Raw genomic sequence first — 21,394 nt, forward strand, 5'->3', positions numbered from 1 at the left:
TGTATTTTTATTTAATCTTGGTGAAACGGAGGTGCAGCGAGTAGGGCTGCTGCTTGATGGCATACTTCGTGAGCACGCCGGGACCGCAACTGCTGTTGCCAAGTCCCATCACGGCGGCGTTGATGTTGAGGTAAACATGGTCTTCAACCTTCAGGTCGCAGTCGTGCGCCGTGTTGTAGAGTTGCATGTCAGAGTAGGGCAGGGCAGAGAAAGAGAATGGCTTGCCGCTCTCTGTCGTAACCTTCCATCCGTTGCCCTTGCTGTCTGTCAGCGTAAGTTCTGCCACCTGTTCGTGGTTGCCGCTGTCCTGCGGACGCGGATAGTGGACATACTGTTTGTCGACAGTTGAGTTCCAGCGACCGATGCATGCTGCCTCAAGACGGTCGGGGTAAGTGTCCAGCATGCCCATGCCATACCAGCTGATGTTAGTGTATGACGCCGGCATCACGAATGTGTTGCCCACGCACGGCAGCGGCGGCAGTTCTCCGCTCGGTGTGTATGTTGCCTTAAAGTCTACCGAACCGTTTGCGTCTACGGTATAGCTGTAGTCGGTACGTATAGAACCTTTGATGTACTTGCAGGTGTAAGAAGCCTTGACGCTCACAGTTCCGTCTGTATTTCTCGTTGCCTTCACCGGCTCGTTCTCAACAATTTCGGCTGAGTCGAGACGGTTTCTTTTCCAGTCTTTTGCAATCCAGTTGCCGAAGCCTTTGTCGTTGTCGGTCGGCGCACGGAAGAATCTTGGCTTTACGTTCTCTATCCACTGCTTTGCAGCCTCTATGTCGGCATCCTTGTTCTTCTTGAGTTCAGCGGCCTTGAAGGCTGTCGCGAGCTTGTCGTTGAGCACAAACTGGCTGTGCATGATCTCATGTCCTGCCTTTGCCCAGCTTGCGTCGTTCTTCAGCGTTACGCTTATGTTGAGGCGCACGTCGGCATCGTCAGAATATTTAAGTTGAGGCAACGTGAAGTCTTTCAGCTCGCCTTTCTTCTTTATCTTGCCGTTCTCTGTGATATTCCATGTAAAGCGGTAATTGTTTATATCAACGTGTTCGTCGCGCTTTATAACGTTAATGCGGTTGCCGTCGAGCGTCAGTTTAAGAGGCGCATAAACCTGCTTTACCTCATAATATTTAGGCGTTGTCTGTCTGTCGGACGACACGATGCCCTTCACGCAGAATGCACCGAGGTTAGGCGCGTCGCCGAAGTCGCCGCCGTATGCCACCATAGTCTTGCCGTCATCGCGCTTCTTGAATATGCCTTCGTCGGCCCATTCCCATATAAAACCGCCGAGCATGCGCGGATTGCTGTATATCTCGTCCCAGTATTCCTTGAAGTTTCCGAGGGCGTTACCCATAGCGTGGGCGTATTCGCTCGTCACTACGGGGCGGTTGTCGCCTTTCTTCTCGGCAATGCTCAGCAGGCGTTCCCAGCGCGCGTTCTCAGGGCGCTCCATGTTGTTGTCCTTCACACCGGGGTTAAGATATTCCTCCTGCACGCGCGGATAGAAGCGGCTTATCACGTCTACCGTTGCCGGGTCGTTGCTGTCGGGGCCCTGCGCTCCTTCGTAATGAATGAAGCGTGTGGGGTCGTATTCCTTTATCCATGCGCCGGTAGCCGCGAAGTTGGGGCCCCAGCCCGACTCGTTGCCGAGCGACCAGAACACCACGCAGGGGTAGTTGCGGTCGCGGATTACGAGGCGCTGTGTGCGGTCTATGAAGGCCGCTGCCCACGAAGGCTCGCTTGCCAGCTTGCCGCGCAGTCCGTGTTCCTCTATGTCGGCCTCGTCCATGACGTATATTCCGTATTTGTCGCACAGTTCATACCAGCGCGTGTCGTTGGGATAATGGCATGTGCGCACGGCATTAATGTTGCACTGCTTCAGCAGCATTATATCCTGCAGCATGCGCTCTTCTGTCATCACCTTGCCCGTTATGGGGTCCATCTCGTGGCGGTTTACGCCGCGCAGGCGCACCTGCTTGCCGTTGACGAGGAAGCGGCCGTCCTTAATTTCGAGCTTGCGGAAGCCCACTTTTGTCTCTGCACGCTCTATGGTGTTGCCTGCCTTGTCTACCAAAGCCAGCTTGAGCGTGTACAGATAAGGCGTCTCTGCCGACCACTTATGCGGATTCTTCACCTCTGCCTTGAGCCATCCGTAGGCGGCATATCCGCGCTGCGGGTTGCGTGCATTCATTATCTTTGCCTTGTTGTCGAGGTTGAGCATCGTGGCGGCATCTTCTTTCAGAGTGCTGTCGAGCACTGCCTTGCCCTCGGCGTCATACAGCTGCGCCTCGATGTGATAGCCCTCGCCGCGCTGGCTGCCAACGACTTCAAGTTCGGGATGAACCACGAGTGTGGCGTCGGTGTATGTGTCGTCGAGAATGGTGCGCACGCCAAAGTCGCGTATGCGTATCTGCGGCGTGGCATATAGATACACGCTGCGGTGTATGCCTCCGATGCGCCACATGTCCTGATCTTCGAGATAGCTGCCGTCTGAATATTTCAGAACCTTAAGCGCTATGAGGTTAGTGCCGCTGTTGAGGTAGGGCGTGAGCCTGAATTCTGCCGGCTCCATGCTGCCCTGCGAGTAGCCCACCTGCTTGCCGTTGACATAAATGTAGAACGCGCTCGACACTGAGCCGAAGTGGACATACACTTCCTTGCCGCTCCATGATGCCGGAACGGTGAACGTGCGGCGGTAGCAGCCTGTGGGGTTGCGCTCTATGAACGAAGTGTATTTCTGTTTGGGTTCGCCCATAACGTAGGGCGGATTAATCTTGAACACGTAGCCGGAGCTGCAATAAATCGGCGTGCCGTAGCCGTTCATCTCCCAGTCGCCCGGCACGGGAAACGTTGTCCAGCCGCTGTCGTTGAAGTCGGTCTGATAAAAATTCTCCGGCTGCATGTCGGGTGTCTTGGTCCAGTTGAACTTCCACTGTCCGTCGAGCGTCATGGTCATGTCGCCCGGAGCAGTAAGATATGGCGTAAACGCCGCCCTTGCCGGTTCGCGGTTTATAGAGAGCACATACTGGTTTTCCCAGTCGTGGCCTTGTGCCATTGCCATGCACGAGCATAAGGCAAGTGTGGCTGTCATCAGGATGTTTCTCATTTGTCTGTATCTTCTTTTATGTTATTTTTCCGAGTTTCGGTGCATCGTTGTCATGCGTCCTTGTCATGTATCTTTTCTTTTAAGTTTTGCGATACATGTCAGCCGTTTTGTAAAAGGCGTCCTTTTGCATCCTAAAAGGTATGCTTTTACCGTCTAAAAGGGCATCTTTTGCAGTCTAAAAGACGGCCTTTTGCAACGTGTTGAAAATCAGCGCGTTGTGCATCCGATTAAAAACGTTGCTGCCGCAACGGCAAAACAGCCCTTCAACAGCAGTAGGGCCGTATGCCGTGGCGGCTTGAGTTGGCAGCCGGCAGAGCCGGTCTTTATTCGATAGTCAGTTTGTCAAACAACATTTTCTCAATGCCTTCGCCGCTCAGTGTCACTATGTAGCTGCCGGCGTTGGTCTGCGAGCCGGTGGTGATGCTGGTGTTGCGCCTCTTGGTTTTCTTTTCAGGCGTCTTTACGAACGTTATGTCGTCTTCCTTATACACCACGCCGTTGAGGTCGGTTATCTTCACGTGCAGCGTGCGCTCTGCCTCGGGGTTGTAGTAGCGGAAGCGCAGGGCATAAACCTTTGCCACACCTACGTTGTAGTTCCATGTCATCACTCCGTTGTTTATCATTCCCTCCACGCTTATCGAGCTGTTGCTGCGCGGTGGCAGCAGGCTGTCGGGCGTGTTGGTAAGTATGTCGCTGTCAAAGTTTTTCCACATCTCCGGCTCGTTCTCCTCGGGATAGTCGGCAGCCGCAGTAGAGTCTGTTGTGGCTATGGCTATGGCCGATATTATGGCCTGTCCGGCGTTCACCTTGGGGAAGTTGATGTTTATGCGGTAGTCAGAGTTGTGTATGTTCACCACGCGCTTGTATGGCTTGGCATATCTTGCCTGTGCCCAGAGATCGAGGTTCCTGATATACGTGCTGTCGTTGATGCCCACGTCAAACAGGCGCAGACCTTCGCAGTCGGTTGTCTCGCTTGCGCCTGCTCCATACCACGGCTCAATGAAATAGAGCTCTATGCGGTAGTTGCCCGGCTTGGCGGGGAAGCTGTATGACAGCTCGTGGCGGCCGAAGCGCGACGTGCGGAACAGAGGCGACACGGCAAGGCCGTTGTTGCATGTCTGGCTGGCTTGATACGGACTGGCTTCCTTGGGGAACTTGCTGCCCCATGATTTAGACCATTTTGTGTTGTCCTGCATCCACACCGTGCCGAACTTGTCGGTGTAAGAGTCGCCGCCGCAGTTGATGTTGTAAAGATAGTTGTAGCCTTTCAGGGGTTTCAGCATGCTTTCGTCCCAGCCCTTGTATGACGGCAGGGCTATCGAGTCTTCGGCCACGGCCTTGCCGTTGTGATATGCCGTAGCCTTGATGATGTCGCCGTCGAGGCTTATGCCTGTCCATCTGAAGAGCGACGTCGTGTCGGCCTTCACCCTAGTTTCGGCCCACTTGCCGCAGCTCAGTCTTACAGAGTCGCAGTTGCTGTAGACGCGCACGCTGTCTTCAGAGATGTTAGGCACGATATACACTGTCTGTTCGTCGTCGGCCTTGACATAGCGCGACTTATACATATAGAAGGCGTCTGTAGGCTGCTCCCATGTGGTGAAGAGTCCTTTGTGGTTAAACGGACCAACCTTGTCGATGCGTCGCAGGCCCTCGTCGGGCTGGCGGCGGCCGGGGTTGTCGTGGCTCTGCAGCACCCAGAGGAACTGTCCGCATACGCTGTCTTTTACGCTCTCGGCCAGCTGTGCCTTGCGCTCCAGTATGTCGCAGAATTTCTCCTCGGTGTATCTTTCGCCCGTATGGTTGCCCACGGTGCGCCATGCGCCATATTCGCCGTTGAGCAGCTGGTCGGGCTGTTTCAGCTCGTTGCCGTAGTTTTCAATCTTTCCTCCGTAGGTTCCGCTCCAGTTCTGCACCACGTTCCAGTCTGTACCTTCGCCTCCGTTGCATGTCGTTATCAGGCGCATGGTGCCGCATGTCGGGTCGAGCTTGCGTATTATGTCAGAACATTCCTTGGCAAAGTCGGCCGGCAGGGTGCTTTCGTTCTGCAGTCCCCACAGTATTATCGACGGCGAGTTGCGGCGCTCCTTCACCCACTGGATAAGATGGCGCTTGAAGCTCTCCCTGAACTGTGGCGTGTCATACCATATATGGGCTGAGAACTGCGGCCACCACAGCAGTCCCTCCTTGTCGATAAGCTCCTGATATCTGAGGTTGTGCGGCTGGTGGGCGTCTCTGAAGGCGTTGAATCCGGCGCTCTTCACCTCCTTTATGCGTGCGTCTATCTGCCTGTCGGAGAAAGCGTGGCTCTGTCCGAACATGTGTTCGTATTCGCATACGCCGTTGATAAACACGGGCTTGCCATTCAGATAGAAGCGCTGATCGCCGTCGTTGCGTGTCAGCGGCCAGCTTGCCGTCCTTACACCGAACGGAGTTACGAGGTCGTCGGTGGCCTTGTTGTTGCGCTTTATAATGCTGCTGAGCTTGTAGAGATAAGGCTTCTCTATGCTCCAAAGATTAGGATTGCTTATCGGAGCCGACTGTCTTATGATCTTGGTCTCGCCCGGTTTCAGCGTTATGTTCTCTGTGAGGCGTATCACCTGCTTGCCGTTCTGCTCGCATATCTTGCTAGTCAGGCTTACAGAAGCGGTGTCAGTGCCGTAGTTGCGCACTTCTGTGTCTACGAATATGCTGTCGGCCGTGGCATTGTTCCATACGTGCACGCCGAAGGGTTCTATCCTCACCTTGTCTGTTATCTCAAGTACCACGGGGCGGTAAATGCCGAACGGCTGTGAACCTTCGCTGAAGCCCCATTCAGAGCTGCATCCGCCGCACACCCACGGCATGTCGGTTATGCCCTTCGGATGGTTCACCCTTACTTCAAGCTGGTTTTCGTCGCCCTTGCGTACATATTTTGTTATATCAATGGTCTTGGTCGTGCGGCCAATGTCGTAGGTACCTATTTTCTTGCCGTTGAGCGTCACTTCGGCGTATGTTCCTACGCCCTCAAAGCGCAGGAAGTATTCTTTGCCCTCCATGTTGGGCGCAAGGAAAAACTTCTTGAAGTCGGCTCTGCCGTGCAGGTTGCCGTGTTCTTTCTGCAGCGCGCCGTAATAGTCGTCAAGATTGTAGGGTATGTCGGTTCTGAACTTGTTGCGGCCGTAGCTAACTTCCCAGTTGTCGTTGAGCGACGTTATAAAGCGCTTGCCCGTTGCGTTGGGCTTGGGGAAGCTGACTTCGCTCTGTCCCATGGGCTTGCTTGTTGCCAGGGCGATGCCTCGCTGTTCAGAGTTGTTTACGGCACAATAGAAGTGATATACCACGCCGTTATGGTAGATCACGGAGCTCTTGTGAGCGAACATCTCGTCGTAAGACTTCGACGGCACAATGAGATCTTCACCCTTCCAGTCGGTCCAGTGAATCATGTCGTAGCTGGCGGCAAAGGTATTGAACGCATTATATTCGCGTGTAGGGTTGAAGGCCGAGAAGTAGAACATTACATACAGGTTGCCCATCTTCACTATCTGCGCGTCGCCGGTTATTGTTCCGTCGCTGTCGTGTGCGAATATGGGGTTGTCCTTGTATCTGTGCCACTTTCTCATGTCGTTCGAGAAGGCAATGCCTATGCGTTCGCCTTTTGGATGAGTGGCGTCTTTTCCGCCGGCATTGTAGAACATCATGAACTGGTAGCCAAACTTCTTTTTGTCTACTCTGTACACCGTACTCTTGTATTGAGTCAGCTGCTCCCACCATTGGGCATTCTTGTCGTCATACGACAGTATGGGCTTCTTGTAGGTTTCCCACAGGTGCGCCTTGGTGATGTCCTCTTTAGTTGAGGCCAGACCGATGCTCAGCGGAGCGTTCACGGCCTCGTAGCCGGTGCCCTGTCCGCCGATGTAAGTCATCCAATAGCGGTCCTTGAATTTCTCAATGTTGTAGCTGCCGCCCCATTCATAGTCGATAAGTGCCGGAAAACCGCCGCGCTGGTTCATGTCCCAGCCCTCGCTGCCGAATGCCAGTATGCGTCCGAGAGTGGTCCAGTGGAGCAGGTCGTCGCTCTTGGCAAGCCACGTCTCGTAGCCTCTTCCGTTTGTGCCGTTAGAGCCGTTGTAGCACACATAGGTCATATACCAGCTGTTGCCTTCCCTGAACACGGTGGGGCAGTCTATTTTCCGGTCGTTGCTTTCGGGAGCAACGACCAGACCATATTTATACGGAGTTCGTGCGGCCTCATACACCTTCTGCATCTCTTTCTGGCTCACGACAGTCTGCACAACGGGCTTTGCCTTTGCGCGTCGTCTGCTGCGGCTCTGTGCGCTTGCGTCGGTGCATATCAGCAGCATCAAAACTAACAGGATGTTCTTTACCATTATTATTCTTCAGCAGTGTTATTTCATGAATAGCCAGTCTACCTCGTTGCTGCCGCCGTTGAGTTTGGCGTCTCTTATCTTGAGGTCTGTGGCTGTAAATCCGGCAACCATTATAATGCCCTTGGGCAGGTTTATCACGTGGCGTCCGGGGTTAAGATGATATGCATGAATGTTTACTATAGGCATGTTAGACATGCTTATGGCGTTGGTTATCAGCGCCTCAGCCTGTCCAAACTCGTTGCCGGTAGCGTCGGTCTCGAGTTTTGGAGGACTGGCAAACTTGTTCTGGTCGTCGATGAAGAAGCCTACAAGCATCTTGACGGGTTTGCTGGTCTCAAACTCAACCTTGCCTCCCACGATGCGCGTTGTGTCGCGGTTGAGCACAAGAGCCTTGAGTCCTTCAAGTTCAGGAGCAAGCGAATCGATAGCCTCGTCGCGGTTTTCAAACAGCTTGGCGCCCTTGGTCAGCGTAACGGTCTTGTAGTTGCTTATCAGTTTTACATCAGCGTTTACGGCCTTGGGGTATTTCTCGTTCTTGCTGTTAGCATCATCCGGAGAAGTAAGCTTCACGATGTTGCTCTTCAGGCTGTTAAGTTCGTCCTCATAAACAGGAATCATCTCTTCCCATGTCTTGAACTTGCCTCCGTCACCGCCTACAGGTATACGGCGCTGTGAGGTCTGCATGCTGTTGGCATAGAGATATGTGTCCTTTGTCCTCTCGGCCAGCTTCTTGTAGTATTCGTTACTCTTCTCGAGCAGTGGAACGGCCTTTTTCAGGTATTCTACATCCTTGCTCCACTTGTAGTTGAGCACCTGTTGTGCGCCGAGAACCTTGTATTTAAACGAATATGCAAACTCTTTGTAGCACTCCATGTCGTTCACAAGACGCTCAAACTCGTCCTTGTTCTTTGTAATCTTGTCGCTGAGATTGCTTATTGCTGCAACAGCTTTGTCGCCGTGTTCAACACACTGGTCTACTATGTCGAGCGGAAGTTCACCCACGTGCTTTTCGTGCTTCCATTCTTTCTCAACATATTCAATGAGCTTCTCGCCGGCAGGGCCACAGCTCTGGTAGAACTCCTCATAAACCGTATACTTATAAGGATTTACGAGCTGGCTGGCTTTCATGCCGAGCAACAGACACTGGCGGTTGCCCTCTGTGATGCCGAAGCGGCGTATGAGTTTAGGTGCAATCTCGCCGCTTTCGTCATAAGCCTTGAGAATATGTCTTGCTGTGAGTGTGTCTGTGCCGTAATGGTCTGCCAGAACCTTCTGCCAATACACGTTGTCATTGTCTCTCTGGCTCTTCCATGCGTAGCGTCCCCATGCCGAATACCACATCCAGTCGCGGTCTATCTGCAGCTGACGCTCACCGTTGGGGAGCTTGTCGGCTGTGTAAGGCCAGTCCCAGTAGTTAGCCTGAGGATAAAGGTGCAGACCGTTTGCGCCATGAACTCTGTGCATGGCTTTCACCGCCTTGTCTACAAAGGCTGGCGAGCTCCATCTCCACGGCTCGAGGTTGGCAAGAATATGCACGTTGCTTATGTGTATCGGAGCCACGCTGCTGAGCTGTCTCTGAGTCTCGCCCCATGGACCTCCCGGCTCATATGTGGTGAGCGATTCGCCCGTATATTTTGTCATTGTGTAAATGTTCTTGTAGAGCGGAAGCGACTCACGCAGCACGCGTGGACCGTCTGTATCGTGTGAACGCAGGATGATAGGCGGCTCATCTGTTCTGCCAGACGCTTTCAGACCGTCCTTAATGCCCGGTATGATGGTATTTTTCATCCATTCAACGTCGTCTTCTATCGTAGCCATAGCTTCGCCGAGGCATACAAGGAAGCCTACATTTGGGTATTTCTGGATAAATGCCGAAATGCTCTTGCGTGTGTAATCGCTGATAAGCGGAGTGATGGGGCGGTTGCGGTCTTGTGTGGCGATGCCGTAATGGTCGGCAAATGGTTTCGACAGGATGATGTTGTAGAACATCTGTATTACACGTATACCGCGCTTTGCAGCCTCTGTTGTAAGGAAGGAGAACATCTCCTGGTTCTTAGCCATTGTGGCATCGTCAACTTCGGCGGCAAAAGGATAGTCTTCAAGTTTTACAAGTGAAGCAAACGGATGGCCGTTCCACAGGAACACGGCGTTCATGTTGTCTGCTGCGAGCATGTCGAGATATTTTATCCACAGCTCCTTGTCGTAGAACCAAGGGAAGTTCTCTGGTGTGTAAGGATATTCGTAAACTTTGTGCCCTGGCAGGTATACTGTCTTCTGAAGGCCCACGCATGCTCCGCGTATTTTCATTTCGGGTGCGTCAACAATGATTGTGGGTATTTCCAGGTTGCCGTTGAGCTTATAATACTCGAGCAGTCGGTTAGCGCCATATATGGCACCCGACGCGTCGTTGCCGATGATGTTTATTGTCTTACCTTTTCTCTTTATTGTGAATCCTTCCTGCGGCAGGTCGGCCGGATTTTCGGCCACACCGATTTTAATCTTGTATCCCTTTTGCATTGAAGGCACATAACTGTTGATCAGAGATGCCGCATACTCTGTCTGCGGCACTGCCGGGTTATGTTCTACTTTCGTTACAGAGGTTCCACAACTCGATAATGCTATCACCAGTCCTGATGCAATTATGCTTCGAATGTTTCTCATAATTTAATTGTAATTTCTTTTCCTGATGGTATTTCTATGTTTCTTTTTCCGTTTTCCAATATAAGCGTTCCATGGCCGCCGTCACTCTTTACGGTAACCGAATTGCCGTCCATTTTCACGTAGATGGAGCCGAACGGAGCCGGCACGGTGCCTTCCATCCATTCGAGTCCGCCGAGAGCCGGTTCGACGGTATATTCCTCATAGCCGGGCTTTGTGGGCTTCACGCCGAGATAATATTTGCCGAGCAGATATATCGGGCTTGCTCCCCATGCGTGGCAGAGACTCTTGCCGTATGGACGGCCATACATTGCCAGTTTCTCGGTTCCGTGTTCGTCAGGGTTGTATTTCTCCCAGAATGATGTTGCACCTTCCTTGAGCATGCCTCCCCAATAGTCTTTTATCTCTTTCATAACCTTGTCCTGCTCGTTCAGCATGCACAGGGCTTCAAGTTCGTAGAAGCGCATGTAGGGTGTTGTTATTCTGAGAACGTCCTCGTTGAGGATTACAGAATTCTTCACGGTCTGCTGTCTTTCCTCGTCAAGATAGCCGAATATTATGGCGAACATGTTGGGGTAGCGGAACACGTCTTCGCTCTGCTTTCCGTTAAGACGGTTGTGTACGAGTGCCTGTTTATCGTCGTTCCAGAAGAACTGCATCAGTTTGTTGCCAAGTTCGTCGGCTTTTTCCTGATATGCGTTTCCTTCCTCGTCGTTGCCGGTAAGTTTGGCCACGGCAGCAATAGCCTCAAGAGACTTTCTGAAAAGAATCTGCTCAAAGGCGAGTTGTCCGTGCTTGTCCATGGGTTTGTCTGCCCAATCGACGAACACCCAGTCGCCGTCCATGCCCTCAACCATACCGTCTTCGTCTGTTCTGCCGAGCACGTAGTCCATGTAGGTCTTCATCGTAGGATATATCTGCGTTAGGAAATGGCGGTCGCCACTGTACAGATAATAGTCGTATACAGAGTTAAACCAGAAGAAGGTGTAGTCCATTATGGTGTTTATGTGGCTAGTTATAGGAGCCTTGCCTGCAAGCAGCCATGTGGTTCGTTTCACCATGTCGTTGTCGTTGAACAGATAGTAGTTCATCAGATAGCTCTGTGTTGCGTCGCCGCTCCACACCCATCTGTCGCGCTTTATGCCGTCAATGAAAAACTCGCGTGTGGTTAGCTGCATTGTGTATGCGCCGATTTCCCATATTCTGTTAAGTTCTTCATCGTTGCATCTGAACGTTCCTTTCTCTTCTTCGGGCATAAATTCATAGTCCATGCTTACGCCGCTTAGAGAGCATCCTTCTGTCTCAACGCAGATAAACCTGAATGCCTTGCTGTTACCGAGCACGTATTCGTCAGCGAGTTCTGTTGTCTGGTTTGTAGCCAAATCAGTTACTATGCCATTGCATACTTCAAGTTTGTCGAGTGTTTCGCAGTGGTCTTTGTCCGTGGCTTCTTCCTTGCTCTCGCCGTAGTAGATATTTATCGTGCCGTTGCCTCTTATGCCTTTCAGTATGGCATAGCCGAAAGTCTCTTTTCCGAAGTCGTATACGTTGCCTTCGGCAGCCACGGCTTCATGGCGTTCGCGTTCAAGTTTAAACTGTGACGGGCGCTGTTCTATGTTGTCAAAGTTATAGAATCCTGCCGGCATATATACTGTAGATGACGTGTCGCTGGCCTTGCCGCTCTCGTCAATCCACTCTTTGTCCTCAAATGTTACGTTCCATGTGCCGTCTGTCTTCACCGTCTTTCCGTCAACATAAAGTGCCGGCGGGGTGCATTGGTTGTGCACTTTGATGTTTATGCGGTGCTTTCCTGCAGCCAAAGTAATTTTCTTGGGCATGCCGAAAAGCATCTTTCCGTCAATCTTTATGTTGTAAGAGCCTTCGGCCTCGATCTTCAGTTCTTCGTCTTCTGTAAGGTCAACGGCCTTGCTGAACTCTACGGTTACATAGTGGCTGTCCTGTTTCCAGAACGGCGGAAAATACGCACCGCGGTCTGTGCGGCGGTTGTTCATCTTGTTGCCGAGCCATATCTCATAGTCGCCCGGATACCATATCCATGTTGCTTTATATGTTGTCGCCATATCTTTCTTTTGTTATTTGTTCAAGTGTTTTGCCCTGTGTCTTAGGTGCCCATACAGTGCCTATGATGAGGGATATTATGAAGAATGCCATCATTATATATCCTGCGATGGTGAAGCCTTCGCCGTTTTTGCCGTAGATGTGAACAAAGTAGAGTCCCCATACGGCTGATACGCCTCTTACGATGAAGAACATGATGCCCTGTGCTGCTGCCCTGTATTTGGCAGGGAACAGCTCTGATGCCCATAGAGCATAGAATGTCTGTACGGATATTCCGGCCTGGATTGCCCACAAAAGTGTGAACACAACGAGACCTGTCATGCTGGTGATGCCTATAGTTACAATAATCAACCAAGCCAAAACACCCATGCTTACGCCTATGGCAAAGAGCATGCGCTGGTTGACACGGTCGATAATCAGCGAGCAGACAAATGTCATGATGATGATGACCACCCACTGTCCGGCAGCAAACATGTTTGCCATCTCGTTGCTGAGGCCGCCTGCTGTCTCATATATGTGCGGCTGGAAGAAACCCATGACAGAACATACAAGGTTCCATGTGAGATACATTCCTGCCAAGAACAGCATAGAACGCACGCAAACCTTGTTTGAGAAGAGTTCGCCAAATGAAGAGAACACTCCGTGTTTCTTTGTGTCGTCCTTTGCTTCAGCAGCCTTTGCAGCTTTCCATTCTGCACTTTCGTCGAGGCGGCGTTGCAGCTGCCATGCTATGAAGGCAACGATGAAGAGAGATGCGAACACGATGCGTGAACTGAACACGTTTAGTGCTGCGCCCTGTGCCTCGCCGCCTGTTATGAGGTTGGCCACGTATTCAACAAAAGGAAACAGCACTCCTCCGGTGTCGCCTGCTCCTCCTGTTGCCGGTGCCAGCAATGTTCCGATGATAAGAATGATAAGAGGGCCGATGCCCCATGCCATCTGTGATATGCAGATGTTGCGTCCGCGGTTTGCCGTCTCAGAACTTTCTGAAATATAAGTCCATGATGCCGGTACGCCTACGCCGACAGATATACCTGTTATGAGAAAGCCTAAAAGCAGAATGGGGAAGTTGACGGCCAACATGATTATTGCCACGCCGAGCATATACACTAGCATGTTATATGTGTAGATGGCTTTGCGTCCGTATTTGTCTGCGAGAAATCCTCCAATAATTGCTCCTATTGCTGCACCGAGGCAGTTGGCGCTTATGGCATTGAGCCATCCTAAATGAGCTTCGCTGAGGTCGAGATAATTCTGCCAAAGCGTCAGGCCGCTGGCTCCGGCCACTATTGCTCCCGCGTCGAGATAGTTTGTCAGCGACACGGCTATGGTGCTTTTTAAGCTTCCTTTACTTTTTCCCATATTATTAGATTTGTAAATAGATTCGTTTATTTGTTTTACTGATTAATTCGTTTAAAGGTATTATGGCCTGTTATTCAGCCATAATACCTGCATTTGCCTTTATGCTGTCGGCCACGTTCGGGCCGTTGTTCTCCCATGTGTTGCCGGGTCCGTTGGCGTTTTTCAGATATTTTTCGCTCGGAGTCCAGTTGTTTCTTACGGTTATGTAAGAAGAGCCTTCGTCAGTATACAGATAGAACCAGTGGTTCGGGTCGTGTGCATAGCTCGGCGAGTAGATGTCTCTCACTACATTTTCTTCGATAAACGAGTGGGGTTGAGAGCCGAGAGTGTAGATTCCGGCTGTATCATACATGTGCTTGGCATAATGATGGATGAGGTTGCCTTTAATCAGGTTGTTGGACATAGAGCATACTTGCTGATTCCAGCCCCATCCCATGCTGATGCCTGTGTATGACACTTCGCTGATTTCGTTGTGGCATATCTTTATGTCTTTCACAAAACCAGCACCTATGCCCACGCATCCCCAGTCTTCGTTCGACACGTCTGTTATGAGGTTATTGGTTATGTTCAGGTCTGTGCATATAATCCTGCGGTCTGACGGATCATAAGGAAGATGGGCCTCGTGAGCTTCCGGACCGAAGCTTCCTGCCAAAATGCCGTTGCCTCCCATGTCGCTGAACTTGCAGCGGTCAACGGTTCCACCTTTTATATATGTATGATAGTCGAGACCTGTTGATGCATTGTGCTCAAAGCTGCACTTTGTGAATGACACGTTTTCGGCACAGTTGAGGCTTACTGCCGCTGCCGGACGTCCCACCCATCCCTGGTTGTCGAGCTTGTGGTCGCCGTTGGGACGTATCATCTTCGGTCTGAGCTTGTAGGCCTCAGTCATGTACATACCGGCCTGAAGTGGGGCGTGTCCGCTTATAGACGGGCGCATCCATGTTGCATAGCTAAATGTTATGCCTTCAAAAGTTACGTCTTTTACGGGATTGTCGGGCGTGCCTTCCACTTTCAGCAGAGTTTCCACTGCAGGCACAATCACCTCGGCCGTGTTCATGTTTTCGCCTTTGCGGGGAATGTAATACAGTTTAGATGCTTTAGCATCGAGATACCATTCGCCTTCGCTGTCGAGCAACTCTTTTGCATTAGTGAGATAGAAGGCTGAGTTGTGTCCGTCTGATGTAACCATTGGCGACGGCCAAGGGTGCATGAAGTGGATGTGACTTTCGGGCTGATGGAATGTCACTGCAGCGCTGTCGCCGGCTATCTTAACCGACTTTATGCGCAAGTTGGCAACACACCACATCTCATGAAGCACCATTTCTGCATACTTGGCGTTCACTATTTTCTTCACGGCCTTTGCCGGTACGTATATTGTTTCTTTTGCCTTGTCGAGACTTCTTATTCTGAACATGTCGCTGAAGTCTTCAACATCACGTGCGCGTATGGCTTTCTTGCCGTTTACCCACATCTGCCTGAACTCAAGCGGACGGCCGTTGAAGTCGGGCACGTCGGCCACGTACATCTTGCCTTGCTTGTGCCAGTTGGTTATCCTTACGCCACCGCTTATCGTCACATTGCCGTCGGCAACAATGCGTGTGCCGTTGTCTTCGGGTCTTACAACGATGGGCTGATTAAGGCTGTATGTGCCTTCCGCCAGGCGTATGGTTATGTCCTTTGCGTTGTTCAGGCGTCTTTCTTCTCTGGCCTGCTGCAAGGCTTTCTCTATAGCATATGCGCCCGGCTTGACAATCAAGTCGGTCGCATAGATGTTTATTCCGGCAAAAGCTGCGGATATTAGTGTTATTAATATTCTGCGGGTATCCATACTGTCATTTCGCTCTTGCCTCTGTTGCCCCATGCATAATAGGGTATAAGGCGTATTTTCACTTTATTCTTGTCTTTGCTCACTTCTCTGTAAAGAGTGTTGTTCCATGACTTCTCGCTGCGGTTTACGGCTTCTGTCTCAAGCGCCATGATGCGGCTTCCTTCTATGTTTGTCTCTACGGGCACAAACTTTGCGTCTACCGGTATGGCTATGTTATCAATGTCAACGCCGTTGAGGTCGTTGCTCTCGAGACAGTATATAATAGGTCCGCGCTGTACAGCCACCTGGCCGCGGCATTCTTCAACCAGCGGATTTGCCTCAACGAGTTTTGTCTCCATAGGCATTTCGAGTCTTACAACGTCGCCCTTTTTCCATGTGCGTGTAACAGCTGCATACGATTCGCTCTTGATGTCAGTGTTGACAGGCTCGCCGTTTACTGTTATCTTGGCGTCAGAGCACCATGCCGGAATTCTCAGCTTCAGCGTGAAATCTTTTTTGCTTTTCAGCTTTGTCACGTTGAGGGCGATGCTTCCGTTCCACGGATAGTCGGTTTCCTGTGTTAGAGTTATTTCGCCTATTCCGTCAAGCTTTGTCGTGAGAGTGTTTGCGCCATATAGATTAACGTAAATCTCTTTTTTGCCTACGCTGTAAGCATAGTCCTGAGCCTCGCAGAGTGTGCGCAGCGTGTTCGGCGGACAGCAGAAGCAACTGATGTATTCTGTACGCTCTTTGGGCCAGCGCAGCTTATACGGCAGCTCGTCTGACATTCTCAGCGGGTTGGTGTAGAAATATTTCTTGCCGTCGAGACTTATGCCGCACAAAATGCTGTTGAACAGGCAGTTTTCCACCAGGTCGGTGTATTTTGCGTCTGCTGTGTTCTGGAACAGACGCCAGTTGAGCAGCATGTTGCCAATGTTGGCGCAGGTTTCGTTGTGTGCGGTAGAGTGGGGCAGCTGATATGGGCGGCCGTAGCTCTGGTGTACTTTTTGTATAAGGTCTGGTTTATATTCAGTACCGTCGGGCGAAGTGCCGTCATACAGTGCGCCGCAGGCTCCGTTGATATACATCTTGCGGTAGACGATGTCGTTCCATATTGAGTCGAGGTTTTTCTTCAGCTGTGCCTCGCCGTCCTCAACATAAAGGTCGGCAACGCCGGCATACAGATAGTTGGCTCTGACCGAATGTCCCATGGCGTTGTACTGCTGGCGGAACGGTATGCGGTCCTGGTTGTCGTCTGTGCCGTTCTTTACGCTGTCGCGTATGTTTATCAGCTGTTTCGACAGCTCGAGATATTTCGGATTGCCTGTCTCACGGTAAATTTCGGTTATGGCCATATAGTGTGAGGGGCAGATTACTCCTTTCTCGAGTGCGTCGGCTGACGGATTCATGTAGAAGTCATACAGGCAGTCGGCAGCCTTTATCGCGCAGTCGAGCAGAGTGGTCTTGCCTGTTGCGCGGTGGTGGATAATTCCGGCAGTGATGAGATGTCCCAGATTGTAGGCCTCAAAGTTGAGCGGATTGCCGAAGCGGCCGTCCTTGCTTGTGCCTACTTTTGTGCCAATGGTCTCGTTCTCTTTCTCTTCGTCCTGAAGTGCCTTCTTGTTGATTTCAGCTATTACCACCGGTGTGTGCAGATAGCCGTCTGGACGCTGGGCTTTTGCTATAAGCTCTATCACGCGGTCCATTATCTTTTCAAGTTCAGGGTCTTTGTTGACTGCATATACTGCAGCTACGGCCTCGAGCCACTTATACATGTCGCCGTCGTGGAACGGAGGTCCATGACGCTTGCCTTTCTTCTCGCCGGCTGCAATCATGAAGTTGTTGTAACTGTGGCCTTTGTCTGACTTCCATGTCTCCCACATGCTCTGCAGCGAAGTGCTGCTGAACACGCCAAAGCGCTCACCCCAGAAACCGCCTGTCCATTTTACGGCGCTTATAGGGGTGGAGTTTATTATGGCATACTTGCTGTTGCGTGTGTCTGTTATGCCATTCTGCTGTGCCATGACCGGTGTGGCTGCGGCTGCAGAAATCAGAATATTTATCAGAATAGATTTTTTCATTATATATCTTCGAGGTATAAATGTTTTTTAGATGCGTTACAGTGTGCCTCCGCGTGCCTTAACGCGTTTAGCCCATTCCTCACGCTCTTTCTGCAGATTATATCCGCGCTTGCTTAGGTAGTTGTTGATTCTTCCTTTGTATTTTCCGAAGGTTTCGTGCTTCTTCTTAGAGCTTTCTGCATCGATGGCATATTCGCGTGCCTCTTTAAGCCATGCCAGAATCTGCTTCTTCTCTTCATCTTTCAGAGTAGGAATCATGTCACACTGAGCGTCGTATGTAACCTTTACGACGTTGTAGGTCATCACGTCCTTAACTGTCTCGATCTGAGCATCGTCAAGGAACAAAGACAAGTCGGCAATAAATCCTGCATGTGAACGGTAAAGTTTCTGGTCTTTCTGACTTTCTGCGAAGTTCTGTGCGAGTTTCTTGTCGTCGCCGGCAAGTGAAGAAGCAACTTTCTTCAGGCTGTCTCTTTCTTCGTAAATGTCATTAAGAATAAAATATCTGTTTGCAACAATGTTTCTGACTTGTTCGCCCTTGTCTGTTCCGGTTATGTTCAGTGCGTCAGTTACTTTCTGCGCTCTTCCCAGAATGGTGTTAACATAGTTCTGGTCGCGGCCGTTAGAGTTTAACTGGATTGTTTGAGCGTAATTTGTTCCGAATGTTATAAGCGATACAAAAATAGTTAAAATTTTTTTCATTGCATTATCTCTTTTAAGTATTTAACATTTTCGCCATAGTTTTTCTTTACGTTGCGAACCTGATTTACGTCGCGGCTGCGCTCAACAAAGAGCCAGCCAGACCATCCTGCCTTGTCGAGGGCCTTTTTTATCTTTTTCATGTTCACAGCCTTGTCGTTTCTGAGCCACACACCGTCCGTGTTGCTTGCGTGTATGGCACAGATGCGGTCCTTGCCGAGTTTTTCTATTTCTTTTGCTATGTTTCTTTTGTTTTCTATAGCTGTTTGGAATTTGTAGAATATCTTAATTCCTTCTGAATTTATCTCATCAAGCAGCTTTATGTTGCCTTCTGCATCGAGCGGGGTGTCTATTCCGATCACTTTGCCGCGAGCTTTGGCCATCTCGCCTATTTCGTGCAGACGCCACACTATCTGCTGGCGCAGCGGCAGTGAGTCGGTCCAGTTGTTGCCGCATCCTCCAAGGGGCAGAAATGCCACGTTGGCTCCCATGGCGTCCATCGTGTTGAGACAGTCTTGTATCAGCCAGCGCCAGCTCTCTTTCTTTGCAAAACTTTGTCCGTAGAAGCCAGACATGGCCACGGCTCCAACCTTTATGCCGAAACTGTCTGCCGTGTGGTTAAAGAGCTTCACCATCTTGGGGTCGCGCATCTTGTTGTCGAACGAGTTGCGCACGCCCAGGCCTCCCATGTCCATTTCTATGCCGTCGCATCCCAGTTCTTTGGCCAGCTTAAACTCGCCCAGTTTCTGGCGCTTCAGCACCATCCAGTCACACACTCCGATTTGATAGCGCTGTTGCGCTAAAACCGATTCAGGAACAATAATTCCTGCCGTTAATATTAATAATGTAATAAATAAACGTTTCATAATTATTTTACAGACGTGCCATGGCCTGTTTTGTACTATTTATTTGAGACCTATTTGTGATTGTGTTAGCCGTTAATAATGTTTTTCTACTTCATTTTTTGATAAACAAGGCAAAGTGCCATTGAAGGTTCCATTATATATTGGGTGTGGAATAAAGCTTTTGTGTTTACATTGTGGCGGAATGGATTGTTGTGTTTTGTTTGTTGCAGGCAGCTTTTCCTACCATAGGTTAATCTGTAGCTTTCAGTAAACGTGGGCGCCGGCATATTGCTGATGAAATGAAAAAATAAAAGGAGATATGCCAACACGGCATATCTCCTTCCTAACTTTACCATAAATAAAAACCTGTAGAAACACTTTACCTGTTATGTAGTGCTTACATGCAGATTTGGGGATAAAGACTCATCAATATCCAGGATTCTGGAATTCAGCCTTCTCTTCTTCTGTCATTTCCATAGCGTCGAGCTGGCTCTGTGGAATAGGACGAAGATAGTGCTCCTTATTGATGGTTCTTGTATATGTCTGTGGTGTAACGTCTGTAGCGTTCATGCCGGCGATTGTATAAGTGCCAGCGCGCTCAGCCCATGTCTGTGTACGAACGAGGTCGAACCAGCGGTGACCTTCGCCGAAGTATTCGCGGCTCAGCTCATCGAGAATGTAGTCGATTGTGATTTCCTGCGGAGTGGCATCTGTCATCTCTTTGCTGAAGTCGGCTACATAATAGTCGTTCTTTGCATTGCTGAAGCTCCATTTACCTGCACGTGCACGGATAACGTTTATCAGGTCGCGTGCTGAATAGCCCGGCTGTGTTGCTGCACCCTTAACTGCTGCCTCTGCTGCTGCGAAGTAGAGCTCAGAGAACTTCAGAATCGGGAACGGACGTGTGCTGGCTGCATTAGGCTGACCAACTGTTCCGTTGTTGTCTGTACGATACGGACCAAGTTTCCACAGAATAGGATATTTCAGACGGCTTATGGCTTTAGGTTCAACCACATAGTCAGCGCGTCCTTCCATAACGCCTCCGCCAACAGAGTTGTCTGTTACATATTTAATCTTAGATTGATCTGCAACATCGCTGTCGAGGAATGAGAGTACGGCATCGCCTACGCCGATAAGCATACCGTTGGCGTTCTTTGCATGTGTCAGTGTTCCGTAGTTTGCCTGGTCGAGATTCCAGTTAGCGCGCAATACGGTTGTAAATGTACCGTCGTAGCGAGAGTCGTGAGTCTTGTCGGCAAATGTATTATAGAATACTTCCTGCGGAGGAGCCATACGTGTCCAAGGACGTCCGAGATTCTGAGTTGCAGCACGGAGCACCGGAGTGAACTTGGCATCATTGTCAGCTCTTGTGGCTGTCATGTTAGGATAGTTCCATGTAACCATCCAGCCTGCAAAGTTGTCAGGAGCGCTTCCGCTTCCGTAGCTGAGCGAACCGCCGTTGAACTCTTCGCTGTTTTCAGTGTGGTCAGCATAGAGCACCATTTCGTTGTTGCGGTCGTTTGAACCTACGTTTACGTCATAGAATGTAGGCTGCAGTGCAAACGGGCCAGGGTTCTGTATTCCCTCGAGTGCAATGTCGTAAGCCTTCTGGAAATACCACTGTGCGTCGTGGCCGTCCGGGTCAACGCGGTCGCATACTGGGTATGTCGGGATGTTGTTAGGATTCTCAAGCCACCATCCGTATGTAAGATAAGCCTGAGCCAGCACCAGACGTGCAGCAGTCTTTGTAAGTCCGCCAGTTACGCGTCCTGTTTCCGGCAGATTGGTTACTGCAGTGATGAGGTCGGGGAATATGGCCTTTGTGTAAACCTCAGGCACAGTGTTGCGCTTTGAAACGCGAGAAGGAGATGTGTTGAACTTAAGTTCGCCTGCTCCGAGGTCGAGTGGCACACCGCCGAATGTCTGAACGAGGCGGAAGTAGTCGAATGCACGGAAGAATCTTGCCTCGCTGATAAGGCTTTCGTCCATGCCTGAAGCCATACCGTTCTCGATGATGCCGCTGGCAGAGTTGATGTATGTGAACACGTTGTTCCACAAAGCGTCTGCGCGGCATGACTGTGATGTCAGTGAGCCCACTCCTGAGAGGTCGGCATCCTTGAAGTTGCCGTCAGCGTCGTGGCCGTAGGTGTATTCGTCGGTACCTGTTTCGCAGATGTTGTAGTAGTAAGCGTATCCGTATGTGTCTCTCAGATGTGAATAGAGTGCGGTCAGACCGCCTTCTATTCCTTCTTCTGTTCCGAAGAAACTTGGATCGTACTTAGTACGAGGCTGCTCGTCAAGGATATCAGAGCATGAACCGAGCATCAGTAATCCTAACGATGCTATTCCGAGGTTCCTTATTTTTATTAAAAGCGTATTCATGGTTA

General features: G+C 50.6%; 10 protein-coding genes. All 10 read right to left on the reverse strand.

The features are described 5' to 3' along the window. Positions 1-7: 7 nt before the first annotated feature. The 10 genes from ACZMIG_RS05655 to ACZMIG_RS05700 all read right to left on the reverse strand — a co-directional run bounded on the left by ACZMIG_RS05655 (position 8) and on the right by ACZMIG_RS05700 (position 21,389). Positions 8-3,106 carry a glycoside hydrolase family 2 TIM barrel-domain containing protein gene (locus ACZMIG_RS05655; RefSeq protein WP_487889223.1) on the reverse strand — a complete coding sequence of 1,033 codons (3,099 nt, stop codon included), beginning with the start codon at positions 3,104-3,106 and terminating at the stop codon, positions 8-10. Positions 3,107-3,429: 323 nt separating this feature from the next. After that, positions 3,430-7,473, reverse strand: a complete 4,044-nt coding sequence (locus ACZMIG_RS05660) for a beta-d-glucuronidase/beta-L-arabinofuranosidase (RefSeq protein WP_418874804.1) — start codon at positions 7,471-7,473, stop codon at positions 3,430-3,432. An 18-nt stretch (positions 7,474-7,491) separates the two neighbouring features. Further along, positions 7,492-10,134 carry an alpha-d-galacturonidase gene (locus ACZMIG_RS05665; protein ID WP_487889224.1) on the reverse strand — a complete coding sequence of 881 codons (2,643 nt, stop codon included), beginning with the start codon at positions 10,132-10,134 and terminating at the stop codon, positions 7,492-7,494. Further along, positions 10,131-12,212 carry an alpha-L-rhamnosidase-related protein gene (locus ACZMIG_RS05670; protein ID WP_418874803.1) on the reverse strand — a complete coding sequence of 694 codons (2,082 nt, stop codon included), beginning with the start codon at positions 12,210-12,212 and terminating at the stop codon, positions 10,131-10,133. Before ACZMIG_RS05670 ends, ACZMIG_RS05665 begins: the two co-directional genes overlap by 4 nt. After that, positions 12,196-13,572, reverse strand: coding sequence for an MFS transporter (locus ACZMIG_RS05675; protein WP_418874802.1), 1,377 nt, complete (start codon positions 13,570-13,572; stop codon positions 12,196-12,198). The genes ACZMIG_RS05670 and ACZMIG_RS05675 overlap by 17 nt, the downstream gene beginning before the upstream one ends. Before the next feature lie 70 nt (positions 13,573-13,642). Further along, positions 13,643-15,403, reverse strand: coding sequence for a right-handed parallel beta-helix repeat-containing protein (locus ACZMIG_RS05680; protein WP_125104642.1), 1,761 nt, complete (start codon positions 15,401-15,403; stop codon positions 13,643-13,645). Next, complete coding sequence (locus ACZMIG_RS05685; RefSeq protein ID WP_418874801.1) at positions 15,382-17,463, reverse strand: aceric acid hydrolase; 2,082 nt, start codon at positions 17,461-17,463, stop codon at positions 15,382-15,384. Before ACZMIG_RS05685 ends, ACZMIG_RS05680 begins: the two co-directional genes overlap by 22 nt. A gap of 36 nt (positions 17,464-17,499) precedes the next feature. Then, positions 17,500-18,165 carry a DUF3826 domain-containing protein gene (locus ACZMIG_RS05690; RefSeq protein WP_021854996.1) on the reverse strand — a complete coding sequence of 222 codons (666 nt, stop codon included), beginning with the start codon at positions 18,163-18,165 and terminating at the stop codon, positions 17,500-17,502. Beyond that, the gene (locus ACZMIG_RS05695) at positions 18,162-19,028 is read right to left on the reverse strand and encodes a sugar phosphate isomerase/epimerase family protein (protein ID WP_287602882.1); all 867 of its coding nucleotides are present in this window, start codon (positions 19,026-19,028) and stop codon (positions 18,162-18,164) included. The genes ACZMIG_RS05690 and ACZMIG_RS05695 overlap by 4 nt, the downstream gene beginning before the upstream one ends. A gap of 405 nt (positions 19,029-19,433) precedes the next feature. Beyond that, positions 19,434-21,389 (reverse strand): RagB/SusD family nutrient uptake outer membrane protein, encoded by a 1,956-nt coding sequence (locus ACZMIG_RS05700; RefSeq protein ID WP_302697506.1) that lies wholly within the window; start codon positions 21,387-21,389, stop codon positions 19,434-19,436. Positions 21,390-21,394 lie beyond the last annotated feature (5 nt).

The sequence above is a fragment of the Xylanibacter sp. genome (assembly GCF_057607445.1).

Excerpts from the sequence above, each read along its gene's own strand:
- ACZMIG_RS05655 (WP_487889223.1), bottom strand. The coding sequence starts at position 3,106 with ATGAGAAACATCCTGATGACAGCCACACTTGCCTTATGCTCGTGCATG.
- ACZMIG_RS05665 (WP_487889224.1), bottom strand. The coding sequence starts at position 10,134 with ATGAGAAACATTCGAAGCATAATTGCATCAGGACTGGTGATAGCATTA.
- ACZMIG_RS05685 (WP_418874801.1), bottom strand. The coding sequence starts at position 17,463 with ATGAAAAAATCTATTCTGATAAATATTCTGATTTCTGCAGCCGCAGCC.
- ACZMIG_RS05680 (WP_125104642.1), bottom strand. The coding sequence starts at position 15,403 with ATGGATACCCGCAGAATATTAATAACACTAATATCCGCAGCTTTTGCC.
- ACZMIG_RS05700 (WP_302697506.1), bottom strand. The coding sequence starts at position 21,389 with ATGAATACGCTTTTAATAAAAATAAGGAACCTCGGAATAGCATCGTTA.
- ACZMIG_RS05690 (WP_021854996.1), bottom strand. The coding sequence starts at position 18,165 with ATGAAAAAAATTTTAACTATTTTTGTATCGCTTATAACATTCGGAACA.
- ACZMIG_RS05660 (WP_418874804.1), bottom strand. The coding sequence starts at position 7,473 with ATGGTAAAGAACATCCTGTTAGTTTTGATGCTGCTGATATGCACCGAC.
- ACZMIG_RS05695 (WP_287602882.1), bottom strand. The coding sequence starts at position 19,028 with ATGAAACGTTTATTTATTACATTATTAATATTAACGGCAGGAATTATT.
- ACZMIG_RS05675 (WP_418874802.1), bottom strand. The coding sequence starts at position 13,572 with ATGGGAAAAAGTAAAGGAAGCTTAAAAAGCACCATAGCCGTGTCGCTG.
- ACZMIG_RS05670 (WP_418874803.1), bottom strand. The coding sequence starts at position 12,212 with ATGGCGACAACATATAAAGCAACATGGATATGGTATCCGGGCGACTAT.